Origin of the sequence: Exiguobacterium sp. RIT452 (assembly GCF_003598705.1) — a bacterium.
In the GTDB taxonomy this organism is placed as follows: domain Bacteria; phylum Bacillota; class Bacilli; order Exiguobacteriales; family Exiguobacteriaceae; genus Exiguobacterium_A; species Exiguobacterium_A undae.
The window spans coordinates 1-25526 of sequence record NZ_QXJB01000013.1 but is presented as its reverse complement, the minus strand read 5'-3'; the positions used below and the strand labels follow the sequence as shown (position 1 = coordinate 25526).

Annotated in this window: 26 protein-coding genes; 24 read left to right on the top strand and 2 right to left on the bottom strand. The window is 43.2% G+C overall.

Annotated features, from left to right (window positions below):
• Nucleotides 1-398: 398 nt before the first annotated feature.
• The 7 genes from D3D03_RS16240 (at nucleotide 399) to D3D03_RS16210 (ending at nucleotide 5230) form a co-directional block, all read left to right on the top strand.
• A complete protein-coding gene (locus tag D3D03_RS16240; protein WP_026831949.1) occupies nucleotides 399-695 on the top strand; it encodes a DNA-directed RNA polymerase subunit beta in 297 nt (98 codons plus the stop codon).
• Between the two features lie 26 nt (nucleotides 696-721).
• Nucleotides 722-1144 (top strand): 3-hydroxyacyl-ACP dehydratase FabZ, encoded by a 423-nt coding sequence (fabZ, locus tag D3D03_RS16235; RefSeq protein ID WP_012371522.1) that lies wholly within the window; start codon nucleotides 722-724, stop codon nucleotides 1142-1144.
• 7 nt (nucleotides 1145-1151) lie between these two features.
• Complete coding sequence (locus D3D03_RS16230) at nucleotides 1152-1574, top strand: hypothetical protein (RefSeq protein WP_026831950.1); 423 nt, start codon at nucleotides 1152-1154, stop codon at nucleotides 1572-1574.
• A 131-nt stretch (nucleotides 1575-1705) separates the two neighbouring features.
• Complete coding sequence (locus tag D3D03_RS16225; RefSeq protein ID WP_119924138.1) at nucleotides 1706-2029, top strand: four-helix bundle copper-binding protein; 324 nt, start codon at nucleotides 1706-1708, stop codon at nucleotides 2027-2029.
• Between the two features lie 154 nt (nucleotides 2030-2183).
• Nucleotides 2184-3668 carry an SdrD B-like domain-containing protein gene (locus D3D03_RS16220; protein ID WP_233550727.1) on the top strand — a complete coding sequence of 495 codons (1485 nt, stop codon included), beginning with the start codon at nucleotides 2184-2186 and terminating at the stop codon, nucleotides 3666-3668.
• Between the two features lie 118 nt (nucleotides 3669-3786).
• A complete protein-coding gene (locus D3D03_RS16215) occupies nucleotides 3787-4218 on the top strand; it encodes a helix-turn-helix domain-containing protein (RefSeq protein WP_119924137.1) in 432 nt (143 codons plus the stop codon).
• Between the two features lie 163 nt (nucleotides 4219-4381).
• Nucleotides 4382-5230, top strand: a complete 849-nt coding sequence (locus D3D03_RS16210; protein ID WP_119924136.1) for a pirin family protein — start codon at nucleotides 4382-4384, stop codon at nucleotides 5228-5230.
• 65 nt (nucleotides 5231-5295) lie between these two features.
• On the opposite strand, the gene D3D03_RS16205 is transcribed toward D3D03_RS16210, so the two are convergent.
• Nucleotides 5296-5541, bottom strand: a complete 246-nt coding sequence (locus D3D03_RS16205; protein WP_233550726.1) for a hypothetical protein — start codon at nucleotides 5539-5541, stop codon at nucleotides 5296-5298.
• Nucleotides 5542-5707: 166 nt separating this feature from the next.
• On the opposite strand from D3D03_RS16205, the gene D3D03_RS16200 reads away from it, so the two are divergent.
• The 8 genes from D3D03_RS16200 (at nucleotide 5708) to D3D03_RS16165 (ending at nucleotide 15059) form a co-directional block, all read left to right on the top strand.
• Nucleotides 5708-6121 carry a hypothetical protein gene (locus D3D03_RS16200; RefSeq protein ID WP_026831957.1) on the top strand — a complete coding sequence of 138 codons (414 nt, stop codon included), beginning with the start codon at nucleotides 5708-5710 and terminating at the stop codon, nucleotides 6119-6121.
• Nucleotides 6122-6659: 538 nt separating this feature from the next.
• Complete coding sequence (locus D3D03_RS16195) at nucleotides 6660-9992, top strand: hypothetical protein (RefSeq protein ID WP_119924135.1); 3333 nt, start codon at nucleotides 6660-6662, stop codon at nucleotides 9990-9992.
• A 168-nt stretch (nucleotides 9993-10160) separates the two neighbouring features.
• Nucleotides 10161-11729: a S8 family peptidase gene (locus D3D03_RS16190; protein WP_119924134.1), complete on the top strand. Its 1569-nt coding sequence runs from the start codon at nucleotides 10161-10163 to the stop codon at nucleotides 11727-11729.
• 20 nt (nucleotides 11730-11749) lie between these two features.
• Nucleotides 11750-11953, top strand: coding sequence for a hypothetical protein (locus D3D03_RS16185; RefSeq protein WP_119924133.1), 204 nt, complete (start codon nucleotides 11750-11752; stop codon nucleotides 11951-11953).
• Between the two features lie 222 nt (nucleotides 11954-12175).
• Nucleotides 12176-12451, top strand: coding sequence for a hypothetical protein (locus tag D3D03_RS16180; RefSeq protein WP_147367742.1), 276 nt, complete (start codon nucleotides 12176-12178; stop codon nucleotides 12449-12451).
• Between the two features lie 18 nt (nucleotides 12452-12469).
• Nucleotides 12470-13186, top strand: a complete 717-nt coding sequence (locus D3D03_RS16175; RefSeq protein ID WP_119924131.1) for a glutathione S-transferase family protein — start codon at nucleotides 12470-12472, stop codon at nucleotides 13184-13186.
• A gap of 21 nt (nucleotides 13187-13207) precedes the next feature.
• Nucleotides 13208-13921, top strand: coding sequence for a hypothetical protein (locus tag D3D03_RS16170; RefSeq protein ID WP_119924130.1), 714 nt, complete (start codon nucleotides 13208-13210; stop codon nucleotides 13919-13921).
• A gap of 211 nt (nucleotides 13922-14132) precedes the next feature.
• The gene (locus D3D03_RS16165) at nucleotides 14133-15059 is read left to right on the top strand and encodes an LCP family glycopolymer transferase (RefSeq protein ID WP_119924129.1); all 927 of its coding nucleotides are present in this window, start codon (nucleotides 14133-14135) and stop codon (nucleotides 15057-15059) included.
• 41 nt (nucleotides 15060-15100) lie between these two features.
• Here D3D03_RS16165 and D3D03_RS16160 read toward each other — a convergent pair whose 3' ends face one another.
• The gene (locus D3D03_RS16160) at nucleotides 15101-16255 is read right to left on the bottom strand and encodes a hypothetical protein (protein WP_119924128.1); all 1155 of its coding nucleotides are present in this window, start codon (nucleotides 16253-16255) and stop codon (nucleotides 15101-15103) included.
• A gap of 197 nt (nucleotides 16256-16452) precedes the next feature.
• On the opposite strand from D3D03_RS16160, the gene D3D03_RS16155 reads away from it, so the two are divergent.
• The 9 genes from D3D03_RS16155 to D3D03_RS16115 all read left to right on the top strand — a co-directional run bounded on the left by D3D03_RS16155 (nucleotide 16453) and on the right by D3D03_RS16115 (nucleotide 25392).
• Nucleotides 16453-17184 carry a YveK family protein gene (locus D3D03_RS16155; RefSeq protein WP_119924127.1) on the top strand — a complete coding sequence of 244 codons (732 nt, stop codon included), beginning with the start codon at nucleotides 16453-16455 and terminating at the stop codon, nucleotides 17182-17184.
• The gene (locus D3D03_RS16150; RefSeq protein ID WP_026827380.1) at nucleotides 17177-17872 is read left to right on the top strand and encodes a CpsD/CapB family tyrosine-protein kinase; all 696 of its coding nucleotides are present in this window, start codon (nucleotides 17177-17179) and stop codon (nucleotides 17870-17872) included. The genes D3D03_RS16155 and D3D03_RS16150 overlap by 8 nt, the downstream gene beginning before the upstream one ends.
• Before the next feature lie 11 nt (nucleotides 17873-17883).
• Nucleotides 17884-18648 (top strand): tyrosine-protein phosphatase, encoded by a 765-nt coding sequence (locus D3D03_RS16145; protein ID WP_119924126.1) that lies wholly within the window; start codon nucleotides 17884-17886, stop codon nucleotides 18646-18648.
• 190 nt (nucleotides 18649-18838) lie between these two features.
• Nucleotides 18839-19732, top strand: a complete 894-nt coding sequence (gene galU, locus D3D03_RS16140) for a UTP--glucose-1-phosphate uridylyltransferase GalU (protein WP_119924125.1) — start codon at nucleotides 18839-18841, stop codon at nucleotides 19730-19732.
• A 39-nt stretch (nucleotides 19733-19771) separates the two neighbouring features.
• Entirely contained in the window at nucleotides 19772-21622 is a 1851-nt protein-coding gene (locus tag D3D03_RS16135) for a nucleoside-diphosphate sugar epimerase/dehydratase (RefSeq protein ID WP_119924124.1), read from the top strand.
• 29 nt (nucleotides 21623-21651) lie between these two features.
• A complete protein-coding gene (locus tag D3D03_RS16130) occupies nucleotides 21652-22278 on the top strand; it encodes a sugar transferase (RefSeq protein WP_119924123.1) in 627 nt (208 codons plus the stop codon).
• Between the two features lie 6 nt (nucleotides 22279-22284).
• Entirely contained in the window at nucleotides 22285-23151 is an 867-nt protein-coding gene (locus D3D03_RS16125; protein ID WP_119924122.1) for an NAD-dependent epimerase/dehydratase family protein, read from the top strand.
• A 16-nt stretch (nucleotides 23152-23167) separates the two neighbouring features.
• Entirely contained in the window at nucleotides 23168-24286 is a 1119-nt protein-coding gene (locus D3D03_RS16120) for a glycosyltransferase family 4 protein (protein WP_119924121.1), read from the top strand.
• 2 nt (nucleotides 24287-24288) lie between these two features.
• Nucleotides 24289-25392 carry a glycosyltransferase gene (locus D3D03_RS16115; RefSeq protein ID WP_158583714.1) on the top strand — a complete coding sequence of 368 codons (1104 nt, stop codon included), beginning with the start codon at nucleotides 24289-24291 and terminating at the stop codon, nucleotides 25390-25392.
• Nucleotides 25393-25526 lie beyond the last annotated feature (134 nt).

Sequence of the window (25526 nt, the reverse complement as noted above, 5' to 3'; positions counted from 1 at the left end):
CTCATCTCCGCCACCAGAAGCGAATGCTGCTGTTCCTGGTAATACGAGTGCTGCTGCCATTGCTGTTGCTGCGAATTTTTTCGTGTTTTTCATTTTGTCTCATCCTCTCAAATTTGGGTGGTATTTAAAACGTGTTTGGTAGTTTTTGTTTTACCGTTCTGAACAGCATACGCACCTCGATTTTATTTGGATTGAAAAATCATAAAAGTTTTTTTAAAAAAGCAGGTAGATTTACTTCTCTTCCTTATATAGAAAATGCAGAACTTTTTTTACAAGTTCCTCGTTTGTGCATGTTACACTTAAAAAAAGAACGGTTTTGTAGCTAAATCGAAACTATTTAATACCAGGTACTAATATGCTATGATGTTCTTAGACTGACTCAACGAAAGGTGATCAAGATGGTACAAAATCAAGCAGGAACAGACCAACCGACACGTGAACGTCTCAAACGTCATCAACAAGCAGACAATCAGGGACAACAAGACAAGGAACCGAAACAGCGTCAAAAGATGCGTGAGTATTCCTCACGTCGTGTTCCGATTATCGTTCGCTTACTGATCGTTCTTCTGTTAGTCGTCGTTGCGTTAGTCATCGGTGCGATGGTTGGGTATGCGACACTTGGTGGTGGCGAAGCGATGGATGTCCTTAAGCTCGACACATGGACCCGCATCACCGATTTTTGGACGAAATCTTAAACTAACCAGTGATTGGAGCTGTTTATATGTATACGATTGAACAAATCAAGGAAGTGATTCCCCACCGTTATCCCTTTTTACTCGTCGACCGGATTTTAGAAGTCGAAGAAGGTAAACGGGCGGTCGGAATCAAAAATGTCACGGCCAATGAAGAATTCTTCAATGGTCATTTTCCAGACTACAACGTCATGCCCGGCGTCTTGATCGTCGAAGCATTAGCGCAAGTCGGTGCCTTTGCTGTCCTTAAGATGGAACAGAATCAAGGGAAACTCGCTTTCTTCGCGGGTATTGAAAACTGCCGGTTTAAGCGTCAAGTCGTCCCCGGTGACCAGCTCCGACTGGAAGTCGAACTGACGAAACTGCGTGGACCGATTGGTAAAGGGCGTGCCACAGCAACGGTCGATGGGGAAGTCGCCTGTACCGCTGAACTCACTTTCGCGATCAAGTGAAGATGTGATGAAGCGCTGGCTGATTCCATTGGCGATTTCGCTGCTTGTCGTTCCTGGTTGTCAACGTGCTGACGAGGTGGAGACCGCTTCCCCGACGGTCATCATCGATCCTGTCAAACGTGCTGGACAAACAGAAAACATCTCGGCTCAGATTTCAGCAACGGAAAATGATCGAATGCGTTTGACGATTCGCACGGCAAACGATATCCGACTCGACGACCAGCAAGTCGATATCCGACTGGATGTCGCCAATCAGTCGATTCCGTTCCCATTTGTTTCATTCGAAGCAAAAAAAATGGGTGAAGTCAGAACGTATACGTCCGATACGACCATCGAAAAAGAAGTATTTGATGAAAACCGCTTACCGGTCTTAATCATCGATGCCGGTGCAGGACGCGGCATTGAGATTCCGCTCGAAGTCGTGCGATAAAAACAAAGGAAGCATACGATAACCAATCGTTCCCGGTTATCGTATGCTTCTTTTTTTATGTTTCTAGTAGCTAAAAGAGGGAATTTCTCAAAGGAATACTTAGTCAGAAAAAAATGAAGGAGGAACGAACAATGTCTGAACATCAACAAGTTGCGTTAAACGAATTACAAAAGTGCATCACAGCCTGCAATGTCTGTTTTGACGCTTGTCTAAACGAGCCGCATGTCGGTCATATGGCAGATTGTATCCGTCTTGATCGTGATTGTGCCGATATTTGCAGTCTCCTCAACCAGGCGATTGCCCGAAACAGTCCAAACATCGCAGCGTTGGCGACGGCGTGTGTGGAGATTTGCCGAGCATGTGCAGAAGAATGCGGCAAACACGAGCATGACCATTGTCAGCAGTGTGCAGTTGCCTGTGAAGCTTGTGCGACAGCTTGTGAAGCATTGATCTGATGAAAAAAACCGATAAAATCCATACAGGTTGCTTTGCTCCTTTGAGCAAAAGCGACCTTTTTTAATGAAAACAATCGAATTTAAGATTTCATGTGGTTTATTTTTCCTTTATTGTTTAAAATCTAGGTAGAACATATTTAAAGAATGGGGCGAAATGAACAGAATGAAAAAATTAGGCATGTACATACTGGCCTGTTTGCTTGTTTTTGGTGTCATCACACCGGCACAAGCCGAAACAGCACTGACGTGGGACGTCAAAGGAACGGGAACGAATCCTTACACACTAACCTTTACGGGTGAAGGCGTCGTCAACCTCGAATCGGAAACCACATTGGTTTTTGAAGAGGGCGTGACAGGGCAAGACATCGACATCGCGAAAACACCAATCGTGACGTTCACGGCAGAGACGGCACCAGTCGTCAAGATCGTCTCGGCCGATCAAACGAAAACGGTCTTGATTGAGTTTGGCCGTGAAGTCAAAGAAGAACCGACACCAGAAGAGCCGGTGACGGAAGATCCTCCTGCTGAGGAACCAGTTGAAGAAGATCCGGTCAAAGAAGAACCGATTAAAGAAGAACCAAAACCGGAGACGGAACAACCGGTCGCGACGACAGGAACGATCAGCGGAACGATCTGGTACGATGAAAACGAAGACGGAATCCGTCAAGAGAAAGAAACGCGTATCAGTGATGTGCCGGTCTACCTCTTGAACGCGGACTATGACGTTGTCGACGAAGCCTATACAAAAGACGGTCTTTATTCGTTTAAGGACCTGAAGCCGGGCACATACTACATCGACGTCTACGGCATGGACATCGGCTACTACTCCACTTCACCGCAACACGAGGGAACGGACCCGACAATCGATTCTGACCTTGATGAGGATGATATGGCGAAAGTTAAACTGACAGCCGGTGAGAATGTACAAATCGATGCCGGTTTATACGGTTATGATGAAGAAGCAGAGTTAGATTTTTCAAACTTATTGCTCGTCACGAACTTCTTTGATGCGAACGCCGACAAGATTCCAGGTTACTCGGAGCAAACACTTCCTGCGACGTACACGGTGACGGATGCGATCACAGGCAGCGACGTCTATACGGAGAAAGTCGGGAAAGACGACGCATTGATGATTGAATTGACACCTGGTACGTACACAGTCAAAACAGAAGTCGCTTCTGGATACACGGTGGAAGCGATGCACCACATCTCACTGGACGACTTGATGGATTCGCTTGATTTTGAAATGACGAAAGCCAGCGTCAAAGCATTGGCAGTCGGCATGGCGGATGAAGAGGAAGAAGAATTCCCGGAATACGATGAGTTCTTGAAACTGTTCGAACGCAAAGCAACAACGGATTCGATCACATTGACGGAAGACACGATGGGGTATTTCCTCGTCGCGGAAATCGCAAAAGCAAAACCGGTCGTAGCACCGAAGCCAACACCGACACCGACGAAAACATCGGTCAAGACGGTCGAAGCACCGGCGACGAACGTAGCGGATCAACAAACAACGAACACGACGTCAAACGAACGTCTCCCGCAAGCGGGTGAAGACAAACCGTTCCCATACGCAGCAACGGGAGCAGGTCTCGCTGTAGTCGGACTTTGGTTATTGTTACGACGCGCTGGATAACAGGAAAGCCCTTTGGACCGAATCGGTTCAGAGGGCTTTTTGATGTGTGTCTCGATTGACACACACGCACACACGTGTGTATAGTAAGGGTATCAAATGAATGGAAAGAGGGATGACGATGTTAACAACAAAACAGATCAGTGAATTGTTACGTGTCTCGGAAGAAACGGTCCGTCGTTGGATTCGGACAGGCGAACTGCATGCCGAACAGGATGGTAAAGGGTACTTGGTCGATGAACTGGCGTTAAAACGTCTCGTCGACGAAAAGTCGCAGATTCCAGGGAACGCGATGAACAAAGTCTTGCCGATCATCAACGATTTGTTTGGACCGGAAGCAGCGAAGTTCGCGAAGTCGAACTTGTTTGATCCGCTCCGCCAGTCGATGGATCAGACAGCCCCGCCTCGTCCGGAAGCATCACCGGAATCGGTTGCGGAAGAACTGAGCCAGCTGAAGCGGAAAAAACGTCGTCTCGAACTCGAACATGAACTGAAGTTGCTTGAGATCGAAGAAAAGATTGCCGTTCTCGAACAAAAAGCGAACCATTTTTAAATCAGACGGTACCAGACGAACGATCCCGATACATCAACGGGGTCGTTTTTTTTGATAGGGAAGAGGAATTCGCCTTAGTAAACCAGAACGAGCAAACCAGTTCTGCTTCCGAAACGGACTGTGCGACAATGGGGATATCTTATTAAGCAGAGGAGTCGAAGAGATGTTCCAACGCGATATCGCACAACACTGGCAAGTGACGTATCAGCAAAACGGTTACCCCCATGTCCAGCAAGGCTGGGTGCTGCCGCCGGAGCGAAAAGACGAGTTTGATCCGTTCATTTTGATGGCGGAAGACTGGTTCAAACGCGGAACCTTTTCCGATCATCCGCACCGCGGTTTCCAGACGATTACCTACGTGATTGACGGACGACTGGAACATATCGATAATCACGGCGGACATTCAATCCTCGACGCCGGTGATGTCCAGTACATGAACGCCGGTTGGGCGGCGCGTCACGCGGAAGAAGCGGTTGATGACGATCTGATCCATACGCTGCAACTGTGGCTGAATCTCCCGAAACGTTTGAAGGAGACGACGACTTCGTATCAAAACGTCCTGCTCGAAGACGCACCGGTCGTACCGTTCGATGGGGGACAGGTCCGGGTCTATTCCGGTGATATCGCCGGGGTGACCGGACCACTCGACAGTCTGGTGCCGATCACGATGAGTGAGATTGCACTCGCACCGGGTGCGACGTATACACACGTCCTCCCGACGAACCATAATGCGTTTATGTATGTTTTGGCGGGAGAGATCGAAGCCGGAGCAAACAAGACGCGGCTTGCGAAGACGACGGCCGCGACACTGACGTTTGACGAACAGGCGTCGGGTGACAGTGGACTGGAACTGACGGCTGTCAGCCGGACGAAGATCTTGATCTATTCCGGACAGCCGATTCGGGAAGAGACGATTGCTTATGGACCGTTTGTCATGAACACGGAAGACGAGATCCGTCAGGCGTACCGGGATTACCACGACGGCAAGTTCGGACCACCGGCTGTCTTGTGACGACAAAAAACCAGTTCCACAAGTGGACTGGTTTTGTTTCATTGATAGGCGGACACCGCTCGACCTTAGGATGAGGTGGAATCGGTCGTCCGTTTTTTCTTTCGCCACCAATACCAGTAGCCAAGTCCAAGTGTAATCGGGATGGCAGCCAGGTAGGGGTTGGCCTCTAAATAACTGATGATCTCAAACAGCGCGAACCATCCACTGAGTAACCCAAGGATAAGTAAGATCGTCCGAATCGCTTCAGGCAGCTTCCGGATACGATATGCGAAGAGACATACGAGGCAAAAGATGATAATCGCCACGAGCATTCCTCCCATTCCCGTATCCAGTATAGCGTATTCGAAAAGCTTTTTCGATGGTGAATGGTGTGTTTTTATCGGAATGATTTTCGAACAATCAAACCTTCTGACCTGTCATATAGGGTGAGTCCGTTACGGATTCATCCTATTTTTAATGGTGAAAAGGAGACCAAAAATGAAAATCGATTATTTCAGCGTCATGCCGAGTGGTCCAAAAGGCGCACTGGAAATTCATTGTTTGACGAACGGCAACTGGTATCGACGGGTGAGTGAAGAATGGGAACGTGCGATTCATTACGGTGCCGGTCTGATTCGCATCAAGGACAAAGGAGCCGAATTACGGATTCCGATCGAATTCGGACTCGGTTATGTCTTACAGTACTTACGGCAATTCGTCGCAGCAGAACGACATACGCTGGATCAGGCGAGACACCATCTACAACAACAGCTGGAATGGATCGGACGTGGCTTACCGATCCAATTGCGTCGACTGGATGAAATGATTGAAGTAACAGCGGACACCGACCATCGATTTCGTCGGGATGCTTTTTTGACAGCAATCGAACAAGCTAATCAAAAGGTGTTATGAGGCAAAAAGACAGTTACTTTTTTTCAAGTGCCTGTCTTTATTTTATTTCACAAAAATATTGACTTATATGAAATTCTATATAAATGTAAGCGTTTTCTCAAAAAAGGACAGTTAGATTTTTAATTTCCATATACAGCCTGTAAATATATTTTACTAGTTACTACTATTCACCTATTTTTTACAAAAAACCTATTGTCGTTAGTTTCCTGGTTTTGTATATTGAACCTGTAGCTGAGTCATTCACTTTTTTAGAAGTATGATTTGGTACAAACCTACCACATACTGAAATCCTTCATATTCAAGGATTTCGACAACATCTTTCTGTTCATCCCAAACTGGATACATAATGGATCACTGACGATCGTCTACTGAATAGGCGATGGATCGGCGCGTGAAACAGAACGTATTCCTCCGAAGAAGACAGAAGGATTGTTGCATGGATTAAAGTAAATATTTACAAATATTTTACTTTAAATGTAGGTTATCTGGTTGGGATTGTTGCTTTTAGTTTTGAAAGACAAGAGGAGGAATTGTAAACATGGCTTACTCGAAAAAAACCAACAAATTGTACGCTGCTGCAGCTGCACTCGCGGTTACTGCATCTGTCGTCGCACCGGTTGCTGCTGACGCGGCATCAAAGGTCTCTGTTAAATACATCGAACCAATCTTGATGAAACATGCAGGTGGTTCAAAGTATGCGGTTAAGAAATTGACGTTGCCAACAAAGGTCAAAGTCAAACTTTCAAACGGCAAGTACGAAATGCGTTCTGTTAAGTGGAGCGGCTCCGTGAAGTTTGAACAGAAGTACATCAACAAGTACCAAGTCCTTTACGGTACAGTTTCCGGTACTTCAAAAAAAGCCATCCTCAAAGTAGAACTTCAGAACTATGTCGTTGATATCCTCGAACCAGTCCTCGAACCAGTTGCAGTCGGAGGCAAAGTCGTTCTTCCAAGCACGATCAGCATCCGTTATAAATCAGGCATCATCGTAAAACGCCCGATCAGCAAATTCAACATCAAAACACCGAGCACATCAAAAGCCGGTAAATATAAAATTGCTTACACATACAAAGGTGCGAACTCTGTCGTGAAGGGTTCAATCAATTATGAAGTGAAAGCAGCAATGATCTCAAACGTCATGGGAAGCGTCGATGATCAGACACTTTCTGTTAAAGCAGACGTCATGTACCCAGCTGTGGGTGCGATGGCCGAACTCTTGATCTATCCAGGGAAAGATATGACGAAAGCACCGATCGTCGTCAAAGGATCCCTTTCTAAAGGGAAATTCATGGCGTCACAAGGTGGCATTCCTGAAGGCACACACAGCTATGTCGTCAAAATTGGCAATGTGAAATCAGCTGCGATGGACTTCACGGTTGCAAACACAGTTCTTGCTTCAGCAAAAGCACTCGGCAAAGAGAAAGTCGAAGTATCGTTCTCGCGTGCGGTTGATTCTGTTACTGCAAACAACTTCAAAATCGCAGGCGGTACAGTCAAATCAGCAACACTCAGTGCTGACAAGAAATCGGCAGTTCTTGAAGTTGAAGGCTTAGAGTACGATAAAGATTACACAGTCGACGCGAAAGGCATCCTCATCGGTGGCGTCGCGAAAGACCTCGGTTCACTCAGCTTCATGACGCAAAGCGTTGAAAACATCTGGATGCTTGAAGTCACACCAAAAGCGTCTTCGATTCTGGCGAACGGATCAGACAATACGGAAGTGACATTCCAGTTGAAAAACAAAGCAACAGGTGAAGTGGATACGAAGGCAGACGATATCGTCTTGAAATTATCGACATCATTCGGTTCACTTTCGCAAGAACGTGTCACAATTCAAGATGGTAAAGCGACAGTCCTCCTCACTTCTGAGTTCAGCAACACGGATCTCGAAGCGACAATCGATGCGCAAATCATCGAGACAGTCAACGGTGAGTATAAAGACTTGATCGGTAAAATCGATGGACAAGCAAAAGTGAAATTTAGTACAGTTATGGTCACACCAGCTCCGATTGAGATGATCAATGTCCTTGCAGCTGAATCAAACCAAGCGGATCGCGTGACGATCTTCCTCGACAAAGCCGTTTCACGTGAGTTGTTACTCAAGTCGTTCGGTCTTGATAAAGTGAGACAAGGTCTTCACGAAGAAGATTACATGGCGAATGACAATATCCAAATCGAGCAATTCGACGGGATGAAACGCGTCATCGGCATCAAGTCAGTTCCTTCGAATCCAAAAGCCTTCGAAGTCATCTTGGATAAAGAAACACCACTCCAAGACAACGCGACGGTCAAAGTTCTTGCGAAAATCACAAGCAGTACAGATACAGAAGTGAAGTCAAAAGCAAGCTTCAAATTGACAGATGCACGTCAACCGGAAGTCACGTCTGTTAAACCAGTCGGCTTGAACCAACTCGAAGTGAAATTCTCAGAAGCAATTGCTGATGCGAAATTCAAAATCGACGGTCAGTTCGGCGAAAAATACTTCGACGTGAAATACCTCGGCTTCGATAACAAAGAAGGAGTCGACCGCCGTGATACAGTCATCATCACATTAAATGATGAAATGATGATGGCGAAAGCAGAAGAAGCTTACCCAGGACCGAAAAAAGGTTACTTCACTCCAGGTAAACACTCACTTCAGATCTGGGATGCAATGGACTTCGCGGCCCTTTCGGATGAGTCGAACATCGGAACGACACAAAACCTCGACTTCACAGTTGCGGCAGATACAGTCAAACCGACAGCTGGTGTCGTCGTCGAGTCGCCTGAACAATTCCGTGTGATGTTCAGCAAACAACTCAAAAACCTCAGCCTTGCTGATGTTCAAGCACTCCTTGGTTCGAAAATGAAACTGGAGCGTTACAACTCAGGCACGAAATTGTATGAAGACTTCAGCCAGTACGCTGAAATCACATACTACAACGAAGAAACAGGCGAAGTCCTCGTCGAGCTCAAAAAAGACTGGACGGAAATCTACGATACCGTCAACACGAAAGAAAACTACTACAACGATAAGTTCAAAATCACGCTCGCGAAAGATTCTGTCAAAGCGGAAGCGAACGGCGAGAAAAACGATGCCTTGTCACTCGACCTTAACTACTCTGGTTCACCACTGAACACACCAGATCTGAAGAGTGCGGAAATCAATGCCATCGACCGTATCCTCCTCTCAAACGACTTCAACGTCATGATGAGCGAGCCGGTTAAATTACGTGGTCTTGATCAAGCTGATACACCACTCATCAACGCGGACGGTACAGTCTTGCCGCCGAAAACAACAGTTGAGTTCATCGGTAAAGACAAAGACGGCAAGATCGTCACGATCGATGGTTCAGTCGTTGGCTACACAAACAGTTCAGACATGAACTTCCGTGTCGCAGCCAACCAAAGCCTGCAAAGCCTCGTCGACAACGCAGGATACGGCGAAGAGTGGAAAGTCGTCGTCAAATCACTTTCAGATGATGTCGGTAACACGGTTGCTACAGCGACACATGACTTCAAAATCATGAAAACGCCTGTTAAACCAGTTGTTTCACCGTTCGAAATCGAAAAAGTGTCGGCTAACGCAAAAGACGAAAAAGATGTCATCCGCGTCAAGTTCTCGGAAGGTGTTCAGTACTCAGGTATGTACGATGCAACAAGTACAGCTCAGTACACATTAAACGGGAAAAACTTGCCGGTCGGCACAAGCATCTCGCTTGCTGACTCAGATGATAACCTCTCGAACGGACTTGATATCGTTAAGATCAAGGTTCCAGCAGGTACGCTCAAAACATTGTCAAACGTCATCACGGTTAACAAAGAGCTTCAGTCGTATGACAATTCTGTCTTGACTGGCGGCTACGAGAAAGCAGTTCTTCTCGGATTATAATCAGATTTCACCTCAACATCTTCCATCCAGAAATGGGTGGAAGATGTTTTGTTATATCTTTAATAAAAATGAAAATGAACCGATAAAAAGACGGAAAATAGGTGTTTGTCATAATTTTTTCCAGTATACTTAATGAATAGGACAAAAGGCGGATAAGGGAGTGGGGAAATGAAAAAGTGGTTAGTCGGTTTGACAGTTTTCGGTTTGCTCGGGACGATGGTCCCGGTTCAGGTGGAAGCGGCAGGAACGGGAGCCAAGAAGTTGCCGGTACTGGATACAAAAACAAAAAAAGCGTACATCAAAGGAACGTTTGACAGTAAAGGGAAAGCATTGTTCTACTTTGATACGAAAACGTATCTGACGGGCGGGACACACTTGAAGTTTGCGGCGGACGCAACGGAAGCCGTCACAGTCTATGAGTCACAAACGGACTATCAAAAACAACTGGTCTACGAACGTTACGCGGAAGTCAGTGATCAATCGTTGATCTTCCCACTCAGTTGGAGCGGGCGTCAATACATAGAAATCGAAGGGAAGAAAAATACGGCATTTGTCGTTCCGTTTAAACTCGAACGGTTTGAGCCGATGCGCGAACAACTGGCAAAAGCCAGCACGTCGGCAAAGGCAAGCAGTCTTGTTGTCAAAGTAACGGGAACGACGAGTCAGGCGATGCAGTTTTCTGAGAAAACGGACGCCGTCAAACGGGAGACGATTGACGCCGGACTGAAGCTTGAGAAATTCACGTACCGGACGGTCATGCAGGCACTTGCTGCCAAACGCCAACTCGAACAAACACGGGGTGTCGCCTACGTCGAACTCGACAGTCAGATGCGTTTACTTAACAGCGATGTTTTCAAATCGTATCAGTGGTCGTTGAACAATACCGGACAACGGGGTGGCGTCAAAGGAGCCGATATCAATTTCGATGCGATGAAAAAGCGGATTGCTTCGAAAAAACAATCGCCGGTCCTCGTCGCGGTCATCGATACGGGTATCAATCCGACGTATGCCGATTTTGCCGGACGTGTCCGGATGGATCTCGGTTATGACTTTGTCCGCAGGCAACGAATCGCGATTGATGATCATGGGCACGGTTCGCACGTCGCCGGTATTATTGCGGCGAACAGCAACAATACCTACGGAATGTCTGGCATCAATACGAAAGCATCTATCATTCCGATTAAAGTGTTCGCAGAAAGCGGCTATGGATCAAATTCAAATATCGCGAAAGGAATCATGCATGCGGTCAAAAATAAAGCCAAGGTCATCAATATGAGCCTCGGCAGTGGCATCTGGTCACGGGCGATTGAAGATGCCCTCGCGTATGCAAAAAAACAAGGTGTTCTTGTTGTCGTCGCGTCCGGAAACGACGGGACAAACAAATTGTCGTATCCGGCACGATCGCAGTATGCCTTATCGGTCGGCTCCTCCAACCGGTTCGACAAACGATCGGCTTTCTCGAACTACGGCGAGGGACTCGATCTGATTGCACCGGGACAAGACATTCCGAGTTACCTCAGTGACGGTGAGTCGGCTTTCTGGAGCGGGACGTCGATGGCAGCACCGCATGTCGCCGGTGTCGCGAGCGTCCTCTACAGTTTAAAACCGACCATCAAAGCATCAGAGGTCGAAAGCATTCTCAAGAAATCAGCACAAGACCTCGGGAAAAAGGGATATGACACGTCGTACGGATACGGTCGAATTGACGCTGACCGGGCTGTCCAATTCGTGAAGTGATATCAGAAAGCAGGAAAGCCATGAAGTATTTCAAACAAATCGTAGCAGTCCTTGTAGTCAGTGTCCTTTGCTTAAGTGGGACACTGGAAGGACAGGCGGCGTCAAAGGAAGAACAACAAGCATTAAAAGACTACCGGTCGCTTGAATTTGGTCTGACCGTGACACAAATCGCGAAAGTCATCTACGGCAAGTCGTATAAGCAACATCTGAAACAGACCAACTGAGCGACTGTCTTTAAGAAAAAAGCCGACTGGACCGAGAATGAACAAGGTCACCGGTCACGTTCGTATTCGTTTTATGACCGCTCGAAGACACTACCGACACGGACGACGCTTGAGTTTTACACAAAGAAGAACAAAACAACGTATTATCTCACGCAAAAGACGCTACAGTTTTTGGCGGATACGACTACCGGTTTACGCGAAAGTACTCGAATGCTAAAGCATGTGACATATATTGAGGGAGAAGAAACAGAAGCGGAGCTCGATCAGCTTTTGTCCGGTAAAGGTTTAGGTCAGGTAGCGATGCGATGGTCTTGGAATTATCGTGCCGTTCAGACAAAACAGCAACAAAAGGAATATAAGTACCAGGGGCAAGTGAAAGTGTATGTCTTTAAAAGTTCGAATCCAAAGAAACAGGTTAGTATGACGATGACATTTGATGATCGGAGCAAGCAATACAAGTTAGATAACTATTCTATCTTCCCGATTGAAACGAAGTAACAGAGGAGCGTTCTTTTTATGCTAAACGGAATACTGAAATATGCATTACTGGTGTTACTTGTAACGTCAACTGTCTTCAGTCTGCCGGTTGATGCGGCGACAAAGCAGGAAAAACAAGTCACGACGGATTTTACGAAGTACAAAACAGGAATGACGATTACTGAGTTCGCAAAAGTACGCTACGGCAAAACGTATAAAACGCAATTGACGAAAAAGCATGGACGGATCATCTTAAAAGAAAAGTCACCGAAGCGGGATTCCACTGAACAGATGGATTACAGGTACTACTTCATCGGGGATGAAAAATCAGAAATGCCTGATCATCTGATGACGTTCTTCTTTACAGTCAAACCGAAAGAGAAGGTTTACCGACTGGCGTTAAAGTCACTTGATTTCAGTGCAAAAAATCCGATGCAGGTCCGCCAAAGTGATAAACAGCTGAAGCGTGGTAAACGTCTGGAGTTCGGCATGACAGAACACCAACTTGACAACGTGCTTAGTGGAAAAGGGCTCGGTGACTGGATGAACTGGATGATCAACGATTTCAGTCATACGCTGTCAGAACGTGAGATGGAAACAACCAGTCTCGGTCAAGGCAAAGGGAAAACCTACATCTTCCGGACGAATAACCCGAACAAACGGTTGCGAGTCGAGATGATGTATGACCCGAACAAAAAGACATATCGTATCAGTCATTATGAAACGGTTTCGAGTAATCAAGTCCTTACATTTTAAAACAGAAAAGAGCGAAAACACATGACAACAACACTTGGTAAATTGACAATTGCGGCGATTTTGGCCGGTTCAACATTAATCGCAGGAACAGCACAAGCGGCAACAAAAGAAGAAATCCAAGCAACGACACAATTCGAAGCTTTAAAAACAGGGATGACAATGGAGCAAGTCGCCAAAGTGCTCTACGGTAAAAGCTATAAAACACAGTTAACGAAAAAAGACGGGTCGACGATGTTGAAGAAAAAACCAGAGTACGCGGATAAAGAAGACGGTCAAAAGTTTGCGGCGTACGACTTCTATGACACGAAAGCAAAAGTTCCTCCGACCTATACGGAACTGTCATTCGCGACAAAAAGTAAGGATTCGGTCTACCGTCTGACTTCAAAAATGATCAGCATCACGGCGAAGACGAAAATCGGCGTCCGGGAAAGTAAGATGCAGCTGACGAAAGGTGCCAAGTTGACAGAAGGCATGACAGAAAAACAGCTCGATGCCGTTTTGACGGGGAAAGGACTTGGTGAATGGATGGACTGGGGACACTATGATTATTCAACGGTCGCTTCAAAAGCAGATATCAAGCTTGGTCTTGCTGATCCAATCATGATGAAGTCGTATGTTTTCCAGACGACGGATCCGAAAAAACGGATGTTTGTCAGCTTGGACTATAACTTCAAGAAAAAAATCTACGAAGTCTTTATGTACGAAAAAGTCTCGACAACGGAGTCGTTACTTTAATTCAACGAAACACACGCTATCTACACTAATTTTGATGCAAAAGAGTTTACCAGCCGGTAGACTCTTTTTTTCATCTTTTCCCGTTTTTGACAATTCACGGTCGATTTTCAGTATACTCGACTGTAAGATTGTTTTTATTTGACCGATAGTAACGAGAACTAATGAAGTTACATAGGAAAAAGCAGTATTTAATAGAAGGGAACGTGAAAACGTGGAGCGTGTCAAAAAAAGAAGGAAAGTCAAAAAGCGGTGGACGCCGTTAAAGATTTTACTGTTGATTGCTTTAGTGTTGGTAATCGGAGTCGGAGGATTCATCGGCTATACGTATTATCAGGTCGACCAGACCGTAAAAAAAATTCAGTCGCCGGTCAAAAATACGGGCGACACAGTCGTCGAAAAACAAAAGCCAGTCTCTGTGTTGTTACTCGGAGTCGATCAACGTCCGGGCGAGCGGGGACGCAGTGACTCGATCATGATCATGACGCTCAACCCGACGCAAAATGAAAGTCGCCTGATCAGTATCCCACGAGATACGAAAGTCGAAATCGTCGGTCGTGGGACAAATGATAAAATCAACCATGCCTATTCGTTTGGTGGACCGGAGATGGCCATCAAAACCGTCGAGAAGTTCCTCGATATTCCGATCAACTATTATGCGGAAATCAACATGGAAGGCTTCACCTCACTCGTTGATGCTGTTGGTGGCGTCACCGTCAACAATGATTTAGATTTTAAAGTTGGTGAGAAACAATTCACCGTCGGAAAAATCAACTTAAATGGGGACGAAGCCTTAAAATATACCCGGATGCGTTATGAAGATCCGCGTGGTGACTTCGGTCGTCAAATGCGTCAACGTCAAGTCATCGAACAAGTCGTCGCCAAATTATCATCGGACGTCTCGGTCAGTAAGTTCAATGCAATCATGGATGTCGTCGGCAAAAACGCACAGACCAACGTCTCGTTCAAACCGATGCGGACACTTGCCTTTGATTACATGGATGCTTTCCAAAATCAAAAGAATTTAAAGCTTGAAGGAACAGGTGGAAAAGAGGCGGATGGCATTTATTACTGGAATCCGACGGACGATTCATTGGCACAAACGAAAACAGCATTACGTTACTCGTTAGGTTTAGAGTAAATAAAAGGGACAATCCACTTTTCGGATTGTCCCTTTTGCTGTTATAGATTTTGTTCAGCCAAGCGAACACGGCTGTTGCTTGTTTCTGTTTGTTCGAATCGTTGTAGGCGATAGGAATTACTTGTGACCAGTCCTGTTGTTTCCGTCGTTAGTTGAAGTGGCGCAAGGGTTGCCAGTTCGGCATTCGTAATCGCTGTTTCTGTCCAATCAATCGCAATGACCTTGTTATTTTGCAGGGTAAAGAAATGATTTCCGTAAAACAGGTACGTGTTCACTTCGTCAGAAAACGTCCGTGCCGGTGGACCATAAGCACTATTCAAATCTTCTGCGGATTTGCCGATAAGGTCAATGAGGGTCTCAGTGACGAAACTCGTATCGAGATTTTCACCGACCCACGTCAACAATGATTCGTCGGCAATCGCATCTTCTTTTAGTGATTTTGTCGTATCGATATTTTTAATGTAGCCAGTTAGCTCATCGGTTAATTCGATTTTGCTGACAGTATCCGTTGTTTCAAGAATCCGGTATCCGTCACCAAAGTCGGCTTCATAAAGAGTGTCAGTTAGAGCGGAATCGCTGTAAATATTCGTGTTACGGGTTTTGACATAAAGAACGTCAGGTTCTGCTTTTGCAGCGGGTGCTTCTTCCTCAGTCTTCTCCTCGGGTTTTTCAACCGTCACCGGTTGTTCGACGGATGATTTCGGTTTCGTGTCGGGAGACGCGATGTAATTCGAATAGACATACGTCCCGCCGGCACCGAGGAAGAAACAAAGAAGCAGTAAGGCAATCCACCCCCACGGAATTTTTCGTTTCGAGCGTGGTTCTGGTCTTGTTTTGATTTTCTTTCGACGTGATGCTTCTGGTTCACGGTGTGTCCGCGATAAGGCTGGAGCAATTTCAGTGTCCTCTTTAGGTTCGACAGGACCATCTTCTTCAAGGATCGGACGAGCTACGAGTGTCCCATAAAAATCTGCTAACGCTTCATGATGTTTGCCGGCTAAAAAGGCGGACCATTCTTCGACGGTCACTGTATCTTGCTTGAACGGGACGAGTGGGGTTTGGCCTGTCAAACGAATCATCGTGTCCGTTAATGATTCTGTTGAGGCGAGGCTCGATCGTACCCGATCATGAAGGCGCTGGATGTCTTCTTCCGAGTGCGATGTATAGTATTGGAGTGCTTGTAATGAGCGATGCATGAAGATCTTCCTCCTATGTTGATATCCGGAAATTCATGTAAAAAGAAACATGTCATTCTTTATTATACGCAACAAATTTCAAAAAACGTATGTTATTTCCTGAAATTTAATCAACCATTTCCCAATTTTTTGTTATACTAGCTTTTAGTTGATAAAAAAGTCACCGTATTAGACAAATAAAGGAGAATAATTAAACCATGAATGAAACGATCAGCTTACAAGAGTTATTTTCGATTTTAAAGAAATCGTTTTGGCGGATTTTGGCGTTGACGATTGTCGCCGCGCTCATCTCGTTTGCCGTCAGTACTTTTCTGATCAAACCGACGTATCAAGCCGGTACACAAATTTTGGTCACACCGAAAAAACAAGACAATGACGTAATTGATGCATCACAAGTCCAGTCATCCGTCACATTAGTCAATACATACCGTGTCATCATCAAAAGTCCCGCCATTCTCGAAAAGGTTCAGGCAGAAGTGGAAAATGCTCCAAGCAACATTAACGCCTTAAATAGTATGATCACCGTCGAAAGTGAACAAAATTCACAGGTAATCAACGTCTCCGTTCAAAATACCGATGCTGCGCTTGCGTCAAACGTCGCCAACTCTGTCGCGAACGTGTTCAGTGAAGACATTACGGATTTGATGAATGTCGATAACGTAAAGGTACTGTCCGTTTCAGGAATTCCAACATCTCCGGTCAGTCCGAATATCATTTTAAATACAGCCATTGCCGCAGTCGTTGGCTTCTTGTTGGGAGTGGGACTTGCCTTCTTACGTGAAGTTCTGGACCGTCGAATCCGGACAGAGGAACAAGTTCAGCAAATTCTTGACTTGCCTGTTTTAGGAAGTATCCCGGATATCGACAGCAAAGTCTTCAAATCATCAGCGAAAGCAGCAAAACGAGAGGCGGCAAAACAATATGGCTAAGAAAAATAAGATGAATAAAGATGCCCGTAATCTGATTACGGTCACTCAACCAAAGTCGCCGATTGCAGAGCAATACCGGACGATCCGAACAAATATCGAGTTCATGGCAGTGGATAAAGAAATTCAAGTCATGCTTGTGACATCAGCGACACAAAGCGAAGGGAAGTCGACGACTTCTTCAAATCTTGCGGTCGCATATGCGCAACAAGGAAAAAAGGTCTTGATCATCGATACGGATATGCGTCGTCCAACGGTGCATTATACATTCCGAGTTGCCAACGGTTTAGGATTATCCAGTCTGTTGACACGCCAAGCCGAGCTTGAAAAAGCGATTCTTCCGACAAAAGTCGAAAATTTATCGATCTTGACGGCAGGACCAATTCCGCCGAACCCGGCCGAATTGTTATCGTCCAAAGCGATGGAAAAATTAATTCTACAATTACGTGACGAGTATGATGTCATCATTTTAGATGCTCCGCCGTTACTTCAAGTCGCGGACAGCCGCATCACATCTAAATTGACGGACGGTGTCGTCCTTGTCGTCAGTTGTATGACATCCGATCGTCAACGTGTCCTCAAGGCCAAAGAACAACTTGAACTGGCGGAAGCAAAGATTCTTGGTGTCGTCTTGAATCGCCGTGAGCTGACGGATGATTCAGCGTATCAATACTATTATTCTTATGAATAAGGGGTGCCATTATGGTTGATCTTCATTGTCATCTTTTACCGCTGGTCGATGATGGTCCAGCGAGTGTCGAGCAAATGCTACAACTGGCGGAGCAGGCAGCAAGTGAAGGCGTCACACGAATCATTGCGACACCCCACCTGTTTCACCCGCAGTTCGAGACGGAAGCCGTCGATGTCAAACTGACGGTCGATGAATTAAATGTCTTACTCCATCAGCGAAATATTCCGGTTACCGTCTATCCGGGACATGAGATTCGTTTGACGGGTGAGTTAATCGAAGAAGTCCAAAAGGGGACGGCCTTGCCGCTTGCGAAGTCACGTTATTTATTGATCGAGTTTCCATCAACCGGGATTCCGTCATACGCCCGACAAGTCTTTGCTGAGTTGATCTCCGATGGGTATGTCCCGGTGATTGCACACCCGGAAAAAAACAAAGCCATCATCCAGAATCCGACATTGTTGTTTGATTTGATTTCAAATGGTGCGATCAGCCAAGTGACTTGTGCCAGTCTGATTGGTAAGTACGGTAAGGATGTTCAACGTTTTGCCGTCGCCTTACTCGAAAACGGACTGGCCCATCTCGTAGCGTCAGATGCCCACCATACTGAAAAGCGTCCGTTCTATTGGGAACAATGCCGGAAACATTTAGAGAATGAATTAGAAGACTGGTTGTATGAAGAAATTTATGAGAACAATGAAGCCGTGCTTCTCAATCAACTCGTGACGATTAATCCTCCAAATCCAGTTGAGAAGAACTGGAAGGGACAGTGGGTATAAAGGGTTTAATGTGAAGAAAATGTAAAGAGAGTGAAAATACACTCTCTTTTTTCTATGTTAACGCTTACAATGTCGACAATTGGAAAACTTTATGGAATAGATTCCATTGGATGTGGTATCTTAATTTACATAAAGAATACCAAGTTGATTATATTATGGGAATCTGAAATTATAACTAGGAGTTGATTTCATGAATCGTGTAAAAAAGGCGGTTATTCCAGCTGCTGGACTGGGCACACGTTTTTTACCGGCAACCAAAGCGATGCCGAAGGAAATGTTGCCGATCGTCGATAAGCCGACAATTCAATATATCATTGAAGAAGCGATTGAATCGGGGATTGAAGATATTTTAATCATCACCGGTAAAGGGAAACGGGCCATCGAGGATCATTTTGATTCCGTGCCGGAACTTGAAGCGAATTTAATCGCGAAAAATAAATCGGAGTTGTTACACCTCGTCGAAGCAACGACAAACATCAACATCCATTTCATACGTCAATCGAAACCAAAAGGACTCGGTGACGCGATTTTACAGGCAAAAGCCTTCATCGGTAATGAACCGTTCGTCGTCATGCTCGGGGATGATATCGTCCAAGCCGATGTTCCATGTACACGTCAATTGATCGAGCAGTATGAGATCACGAACAGTTCAATCATCGGCGTTCAACCGGTTGCGGATAAAGATACACACCGCTACGGTATCGTCGATCCATGCACGAGCATCTCAGAGAACTTACATAAGGTGAAATCATTTGTTGAAAAACCAGCACCAGGAACAGCACCATCGAACTTAGCAATTTTAGGTCGTTATCTTCTTACACCGGAAATTTTCAAATACTTGGAAACACAAAAAGTCGGATCCGGTGGTGAGATTCAATTGACCGATGCGATTACACGACTGAATGAAATGCAACGGGTCTTTGCCTACGAATTCGACGGAAAGCGCTATGACGTCGGGGAAAAACTGGGTTTCATTCAAACGACACTCGAGTTTGCCTTAAAACGGGATGATCTTGGAGACGACGTGGCGAAGATGATGGAAGAATTACTCACAGAACGGGCGAAGGCGTCTTCGTTAGTCTGAGAAATGCTGTAACCACTAAACGAGAAAGGAGATTGTCCTTTGAAATTCTACTATTATTACCGCACATTGACCTTAGCCTGCATTGATGCCGTAGCCTTAGGGGTTGCGATGGGATTCACCTACTTCTTCTTATATCCCAAAGAGCTGTTTGATTTGATTGATAGTAAATTATTGCTTCAATCAGCTGCTGTCTTTGCCTTGTTGTTCGTCACATTGGCCTTTTTAATGAAGTTGTATCGTGTCAACTGGAAGTATGCCAGCATCCAAGAGGCACTGACCTTGTCCTTGTCACTCGGTGCCAGTTCGATTGGACTGATGGTTTATCAGATATTTGTGTTCGGCCAAGTGCTTGAACGCATCACGATTCTTAGTTTTTGTATCTCCTTGTTATTGCTTGGAGCGATTCGTGTCGCTTTACGATTACTTGGTATTGGACAGCATTGGCGCAAATATGCATTACCCCGCCGGATGGTCAAATCACGTAAACGGACACTTGTGATTGGTGCTGGACGAGCGGGACGCTCGTTAGTCCGTCAATTGTATGCGTCACCGTTTCATGAGTTAAAGCCAGTCGTCTTTGTAGATGATGATCCAAAAAATATGCATTTCATGATTCAAGGAATTGAAGTGGTCGGGACAACAGCGAACTTAAAGTCGGTCATCGAAAAGCACCGGATTGAAGCGATTGTGCTTGCAATCCCGTCATTGACGCAACAACGCCGAATCGAACTGATCACGGAAGCGAAAACGCTTTGTAAAAACGTCCAAACGTTGCCGATGATCGAAGAGTTGATTACCGGTAAGATTTCTGTCAGTGCGATTCGAGACGTTTCGATTGAAGATTTGCTTGGTCGTGAACCGGTTGAACTCGATATTTCAGGAATTAAATCAGAAATTGAAGGACGAACGGTTCTTGTGACTGGAGCCGGTGGATCGATTGGATCAGAAATTTGCCGACAAATCATTCAATTTAATCCAACGACACTTGTACTACTAGGTCATGGTGAAAACAGTATTTACCTGATCGAACGAGAGCTACGTGGACTTCAGTTTCCGATTAACTTAGTCCCGATCATTGCAGATGTCCAAGATCGTACGCGACTCGAAGAAGTGTTTGCGACACATAAGCCACAGGTCGTGTTCCACGCAGCGGCGCATAAGCATGTTCCGCTAATGGAAGCCAACCCGTACGAATCAGTCAAAAATAATGTATACGGAACAAAAAATGTCGCTGAAGTAGCTGACTTATTCGAAGCAGAACGATTTGTCATGATCTCAACCGATAAAGCCGTCAATCCAACGAACGTCATGGGGTCCACAAAACGGATTGCGGAAATGGTTATTCAAGAACTGGGATGTCGCAGCAAAACAAAATTTGCGGTCGTGCGTTTCGGAAATGTACTGGGGAGTCGTGGCTCGGTCATTCCACTGTTTAAATCGCAAATTTTAGCGGGGGGACCAGTTACGGTCACACACCCGGAAATGACGCGCTTCTTTATGACGATTCCAGAAGCAAGTCGGTTAGTCATTCAAGCCGGTATCTTAGCAGATGGCGGAGAAGTGTTTGTCCTTGATATGGGAGAACCGGTTAAGATTGTGGATCTCGCAAAAAATATGATTGAGCTCAGTGGCTTCACAGAAGATGAGATGCCAATCGTATTTTCAGGGATTCGTCCGGGTGAAAAAATGTATGAAGAACTACTAAAGGATGGCGAAGTGGATCCGGAAGCAATTTATCCAAAAATCTTTGTCGGCCGAACGCGACAAAAAGAACCAGTCATAAACATTCTAAAAATAGTGGATCGACATAAGAATGCACCACTGCAATTAAGAAACGTCTTACTCGATATTGCGAATGATGTTGCGATTCGTGAAGAAAAACTAGTCTGATGAACGATATCTAAAAGGAGGAATGAAATTTGAATTACTTAAAAATCAAACGTCCCCTTGGGTTTTCGATTGCCTGTGTTGCTTGTTTAGTATTAATTCCTGTTTTTATCCTGATCATGGCTGCAATTAAGATCGAATCACGAGGACCAGTATTTTTTAAGCAAAAACGAGTTGGTCTAAATAAAAATCATTTTAACATTCTAAAATTTCGAACGATGTATATTGAAACACCAAATGACACTCCAACGCATTTGTTGGCAGATCCAGATGTATACATTACACGTGTTGGTAAGTTTTTGCGTAAAACAAGTCTTGATGAATTACCACAACTCTTTAACATTTTAAAAGGTGAGATGGCGTTTGTCGGACCACGTCCGGCGTTGTGGAATCAATACGATTTAATCGACGAACGAGATAAATATCAAGCGAATGACACATTGCCGGGTTTGACAGGCTGGGCGCAAATCAATGGCCGTGATGAATTACCGATTGAAATCAAAGCCAAGCTTGATGGAGAGTATATTCAACGAATGGGAATCCTGATGGATACACGGTGTTTCGTCGCAACAATCTTTAGTGTTTTGAGAAGTGACGGAGTAGTTGAAGGTGGTACAGGAAAGATTACTGTAAAAGAAGTTGCAAGTACGAAGGAGTAAAATGCGATGAAAAAAGTGCTTGTTACAGGTGAGAATGGCTATATAGGGAACAAATTCAAGGAATGGATTCAGTCAGGTAACAAAGAAATTGAGCTAAATTATATTTCTGTAAGAGGAGAAGATTGGCGCAAAATTGATTTTAGTACTTACGATACTGTTTTACATCTTGCAGGTATAGCGCATGTTTCTCGCAATCCAAAACTTAAACAGTTATATTATGACATCAATAGAGACTTGACGATTGAATTAGCTGAAAAATCCAAGAAAGAAAATGTTGAGCAGTTTATTTTTATGAGCAGCATTATCGTTTATGGATTAGATAATAAAATTGGTGATTATAGTAGCATCAACGAAAATACAGTCCCGACTCCAGCAGACTTTTATGGAGATAGTAAGTTACAAGCAGACCTAAAAGTCCAATCAATGAACAGTAAAGATTTTAAAACTGCAGTAGTTCGAACACCTGTTGTATATGGACCTGGATGTAAAGGTAACTTTAAAAAGTTAATAAAACTATCAAAAATTACACCTATTTTCATTGATTTAGATAATAAAAGAAGCATGATTTATATTGATAATTTGAGCAGTTTAATTGAACAAATAGTTATCGATAATAGATCAGGTTTATTTTATCCTCAAAATGCAGACTATGTAAGTACAAAACAAATCATTGAAGTTGCTGCAAAATCTAGTGGACGAAAAATCTATTTTACTTCATCGTTTAACTTTTTAATAAAGTTAGCTAGTAAAAGAATCAGTATTGTTAATAAAATATTTGGTAATAAAATATACGATAAAAACCTTTCAAAATCTAATGAATATCAAATTTCCGATTTTGAGACATCTATACAAAAAAGTATTGTTAATAGCTAGGTGAGGATGAATAACTATGAAGAAAAAAAAAGTTATGCTACTTGGGAATCATGCATTTGTTATTTATAATTTCCGAAAAGAGTTGATCAAAAAGTTATTAGAAGAAGGCTACGACGTATATTTATCCATGCCATATGACGATGATAAAGTACCGAAAATGATTAGTTGGGGTTGTAAATTTATAGAGACAAATGTAGATAGAAGAGGAACAAACCCGATAAAAGATTTGAACTTAGTTAAACACTATTTAAAAATAATGAAAAAACACTCTCCAGATATAGTGTTAACTTATACTATAAAGCCTAATCTATATGGTGGAATTGCGTGTTCAATTTTAAATATACCTTACTTAACTAATATTACTGGATTAGGAAGTGGGTTTAAAGAAAAAAATACATTAAAAAAAATATTGGTTTTCTTATATAAAATAGGATTAAAAAATTCAAGGAAAATTTTCTTTCAAAATACACATGATCAAGAAGTATTGACATCAAATGGAATAATTAAAAGTAAACATGAAGTGATTCCTGGATCAGGTGTAAACTTAGAGGAATATAAATATAGACTCTTCCCGCGTACTGAACAGATTTGTTTCATGTTCATTGGTAGAATTATGAAAGATAAAGGTATTAATGAATACTTAGAGGTTGCCAAAAATACAAAAGAAAAGTATGGCGAAAGAGTGAATTTTGATTTAATTGGTTTTGTAGAAGAAACTGAAATTGAGTTAAAAGAAGAAATTAATGAACTTGTACAGAAAGGCTTAATAAACTATTTAGGGTATCAATCTGACGTTCAACCTTATTTAGAAAATGTTCATTGTCTGATTCAACCTTCACATGGAGGAGAGGGCATTTCAAATGTTTTACTCGAAGCAGCGGCAATGGGGAGAGTATTAATTGCATCTAACATTCCAGGGTGTAAAGAAACAATAGATGAGGATAAAAACGGCTATCTATTTGAAGCTAAAAACTCAAAAGACTTATCGAATAAGATAGAACAGATATTGTTAGCAGAGAGTGATGAATTAAGTGTTATGAGCAGGTATTCAAGAAGAAAAGTAGAGATGGAATTTGATAGAAGGATTGTTGTTGATAAATACATGTCTGAAATCTTTGAATGGACAGGTGGTTAATAGTGCAAAAAAAAATAAGTGTGTATGTGAAAAATAAAAATTTTACTCCATCTAGTTATTATAGAGTAATACAGTATATGGAATGTTTGCCCGACGAAAAAATTTTAATTCGTGAAGCAATTCCTGATGAGTTATATCAAAATTATATCAATCGAAATTCAAAGAAAATATTCGCAAAAATTCCAATTAATTTGTTTTACTATTTTTATATTACTGTGAGAATTATTTATTTTTTAATTAAAGATGTTATAGATAATCCAGAAAATATAGTTATTTCTAAAGCGCTAGTACCAAGGTATTCTATCAAACCGATAATGTATTTATTGGACAACTTAACAAAAAAAGTGAACTTAATTTGGGATTATGATGACAATATACTCGAAAATAGACAAATATCAAAAAAAGAATTTTATATGCTTGAAAAAAATAGTAATCATATAATAGTTACTAGCGATACTCTTAAACAACTCGTAGATGAAGAATTCAGAAAAAAAGTTCTTATATTGCCTACAACAGATGGAACTTTAAAAATAAAAAATATTGATAAAATTATTGAAAATAGAAAATCTATTTTTGAGAGTAAGATAGTCATAGTGTGGTTGGCTACATCAGGAAATTTAATACATCTTAAAGAGATTTTATCAGAAATAGATCGCTTTGCTCTCATAACAAAAAAGACAAATAAAAAACGTGTTATTTTAAAAGTAATATGTGATAAGCCACTTTTAGAAAAAACTGAAAATGTAGAAATTGAGAATATAAAATGGTCAAGAAACATTGTGGAAGAGGAATTTGAAGAATCTCATCTTGGAATTATGCCTTTAATAGAGAACGAGTTCACTAAAGGTAAGGGAGGTTTTAAATTAATTCAGTATCAACTTGCTGGTCTTCCTATAATAGCATCGGACGTAGGATACAATAAAAGTATTTATAATGGTGAAGTAGGAGTGTTGGTGAAAAATAAAGAAGATTGGACAGATGCATTAATTAAAACTACTTGTTCTAAAAAAGTTTGGGAAAAATATAGTTATAACTCGATAGAAAATGCACAACTAAATTTTTCTCCAGAAACAAACTTAAAAATATGGAAAGAGATACTTAAATAAAAATAGCAAGGATGTTAATATGGGGATTTTTACAATAATTTTTATTTATTTAATTATAATTTTTATAAACAAGAAAATTTTTGCAACAACTTTAAATCCATTTTTTATATTCACAACTATGTTGTCAATATTGC

Excerpts from the sequence above, each read along its gene's own strand:
- D3D03_RS16240 (WP_026831949.1), top strand. The coding sequence starts at position 399 with ATGGTACAAAATCAAGCAGGAACAGACCAACCGACACGTGAACGTCTC.
- fabZ (WP_012371522.1), top strand. The coding sequence starts at position 722 with ATGTATACGATTGAACAAATCAAGGAAGTGATTCCCCACCGTTATCCC.
- D3D03_RS16230 (WP_026831950.1), top strand. The coding sequence starts at position 1,152 with ATGAAGCGCTGGCTGATTCCATTGGCGATTTCGCTGCTTGTCGTTCCT.
- D3D03_RS16225 (WP_119924138.1), top strand. The coding sequence starts at position 1,706 with ATGTCTGAACATCAACAAGTTGCGTTAAACGAATTACAAAAGTGCATC.
- D3D03_RS16220 (WP_233550727.1), top strand. The coding sequence starts at position 2,184 with ATGAACAGAATGAAAAAATTAGGCATGTACATACTGGCCTGTTTGCTT.
- D3D03_RS16215 (WP_119924137.1), top strand. The coding sequence starts at position 3,787 with ATGTTAACAACAAAACAGATCAGTGAATTGTTACGTGTCTCGGAAGAA.
- D3D03_RS16210 (WP_119924136.1), top strand. The coding sequence starts at position 4,382 with ATGTTCCAACGCGATATCGCACAACACTGGCAAGTGACGTATCAGCAA.
- D3D03_RS16205 (WP_233550726.1), bottom strand. The coding sequence starts at position 5,541 with ATGCTCGTGGCGATTATCATCTTTTGCCTCGTATGTCTCTTCGCATAT.
- D3D03_RS16200 (WP_026831957.1), top strand. The coding sequence starts at position 5,708 with ATGAAAATCGATTATTTCAGCGTCATGCCGAGTGGTCCAAAAGGCGCA.
- D3D03_RS16195 (WP_119924135.1), top strand. The coding sequence starts at position 6,660 with ATGGCTTACTCGAAAAAAACCAACAAATTGTACGCTGCTGCAGCTGCA.
- D3D03_RS16190 (WP_119924134.1), top strand. The coding sequence starts at position 10,161 with ATGAAAAAGTGGTTAGTCGGTTTGACAGTTTTCGGTTTGCTCGGGACG.
- D3D03_RS16185 (WP_119924133.1), top strand. The coding sequence starts at position 11,750 with ATGAAGTATTTCAAACAAATCGTAGCAGTCCTTGTAGTCAGTGTCCTT.
- D3D03_RS16175 (WP_119924131.1), top strand. The coding sequence starts at position 12,470 with ATGCTAAACGGAATACTGAAATATGCATTACTGGTGTTACTTGTAACG.
- D3D03_RS16170 (WP_119924130.1), top strand. The coding sequence starts at position 13,208 with ATGACAACAACACTTGGTAAATTGACAATTGCGGCGATTTTGGCCGGT.
- D3D03_RS16160 (WP_119924128.1), bottom strand. The coding sequence starts at position 16,255 with ATGCATCGCTCATTACAAGCACTCCAATACTATACATCGCACTCGGAA.
- D3D03_RS16155 (WP_119924127.1), top strand. The coding sequence starts at position 16,453 with ATGAATGAAACGATCAGCTTACAAGAGTTATTTTCGATTTTAAAGAAA.
- D3D03_RS16150 (WP_026827380.1), top strand. The coding sequence starts at position 17,177 with ATGGCTAAGAAAAATAAGATGAATAAAGATGCCCGTAATCTGATTACG.
- D3D03_RS16145 (WP_119924126.1), top strand. The coding sequence starts at position 17,884 with ATGGTTGATCTTCATTGTCATCTTTTACCGCTGGTCGATGATGGTCCA.
- galU (WP_119924125.1), top strand. The coding sequence starts at position 18,839 with ATGAATCGTGTAAAAAAGGCGGTTATTCCAGCTGCTGGACTGGGCACA.
- D3D03_RS16125 (WP_119924122.1), top strand. The coding sequence starts at position 22,285 with ATGAAAAAAGTGCTTGTTACAGGTGAGAATGGCTATATAGGGAACAAA.
- D3D03_RS16120 (WP_119924121.1), top strand. The coding sequence starts at position 23,168 with ATGAAGAAAAAAAAAGTTATGCTACTTGGGAATCATGCATTTGTTATT.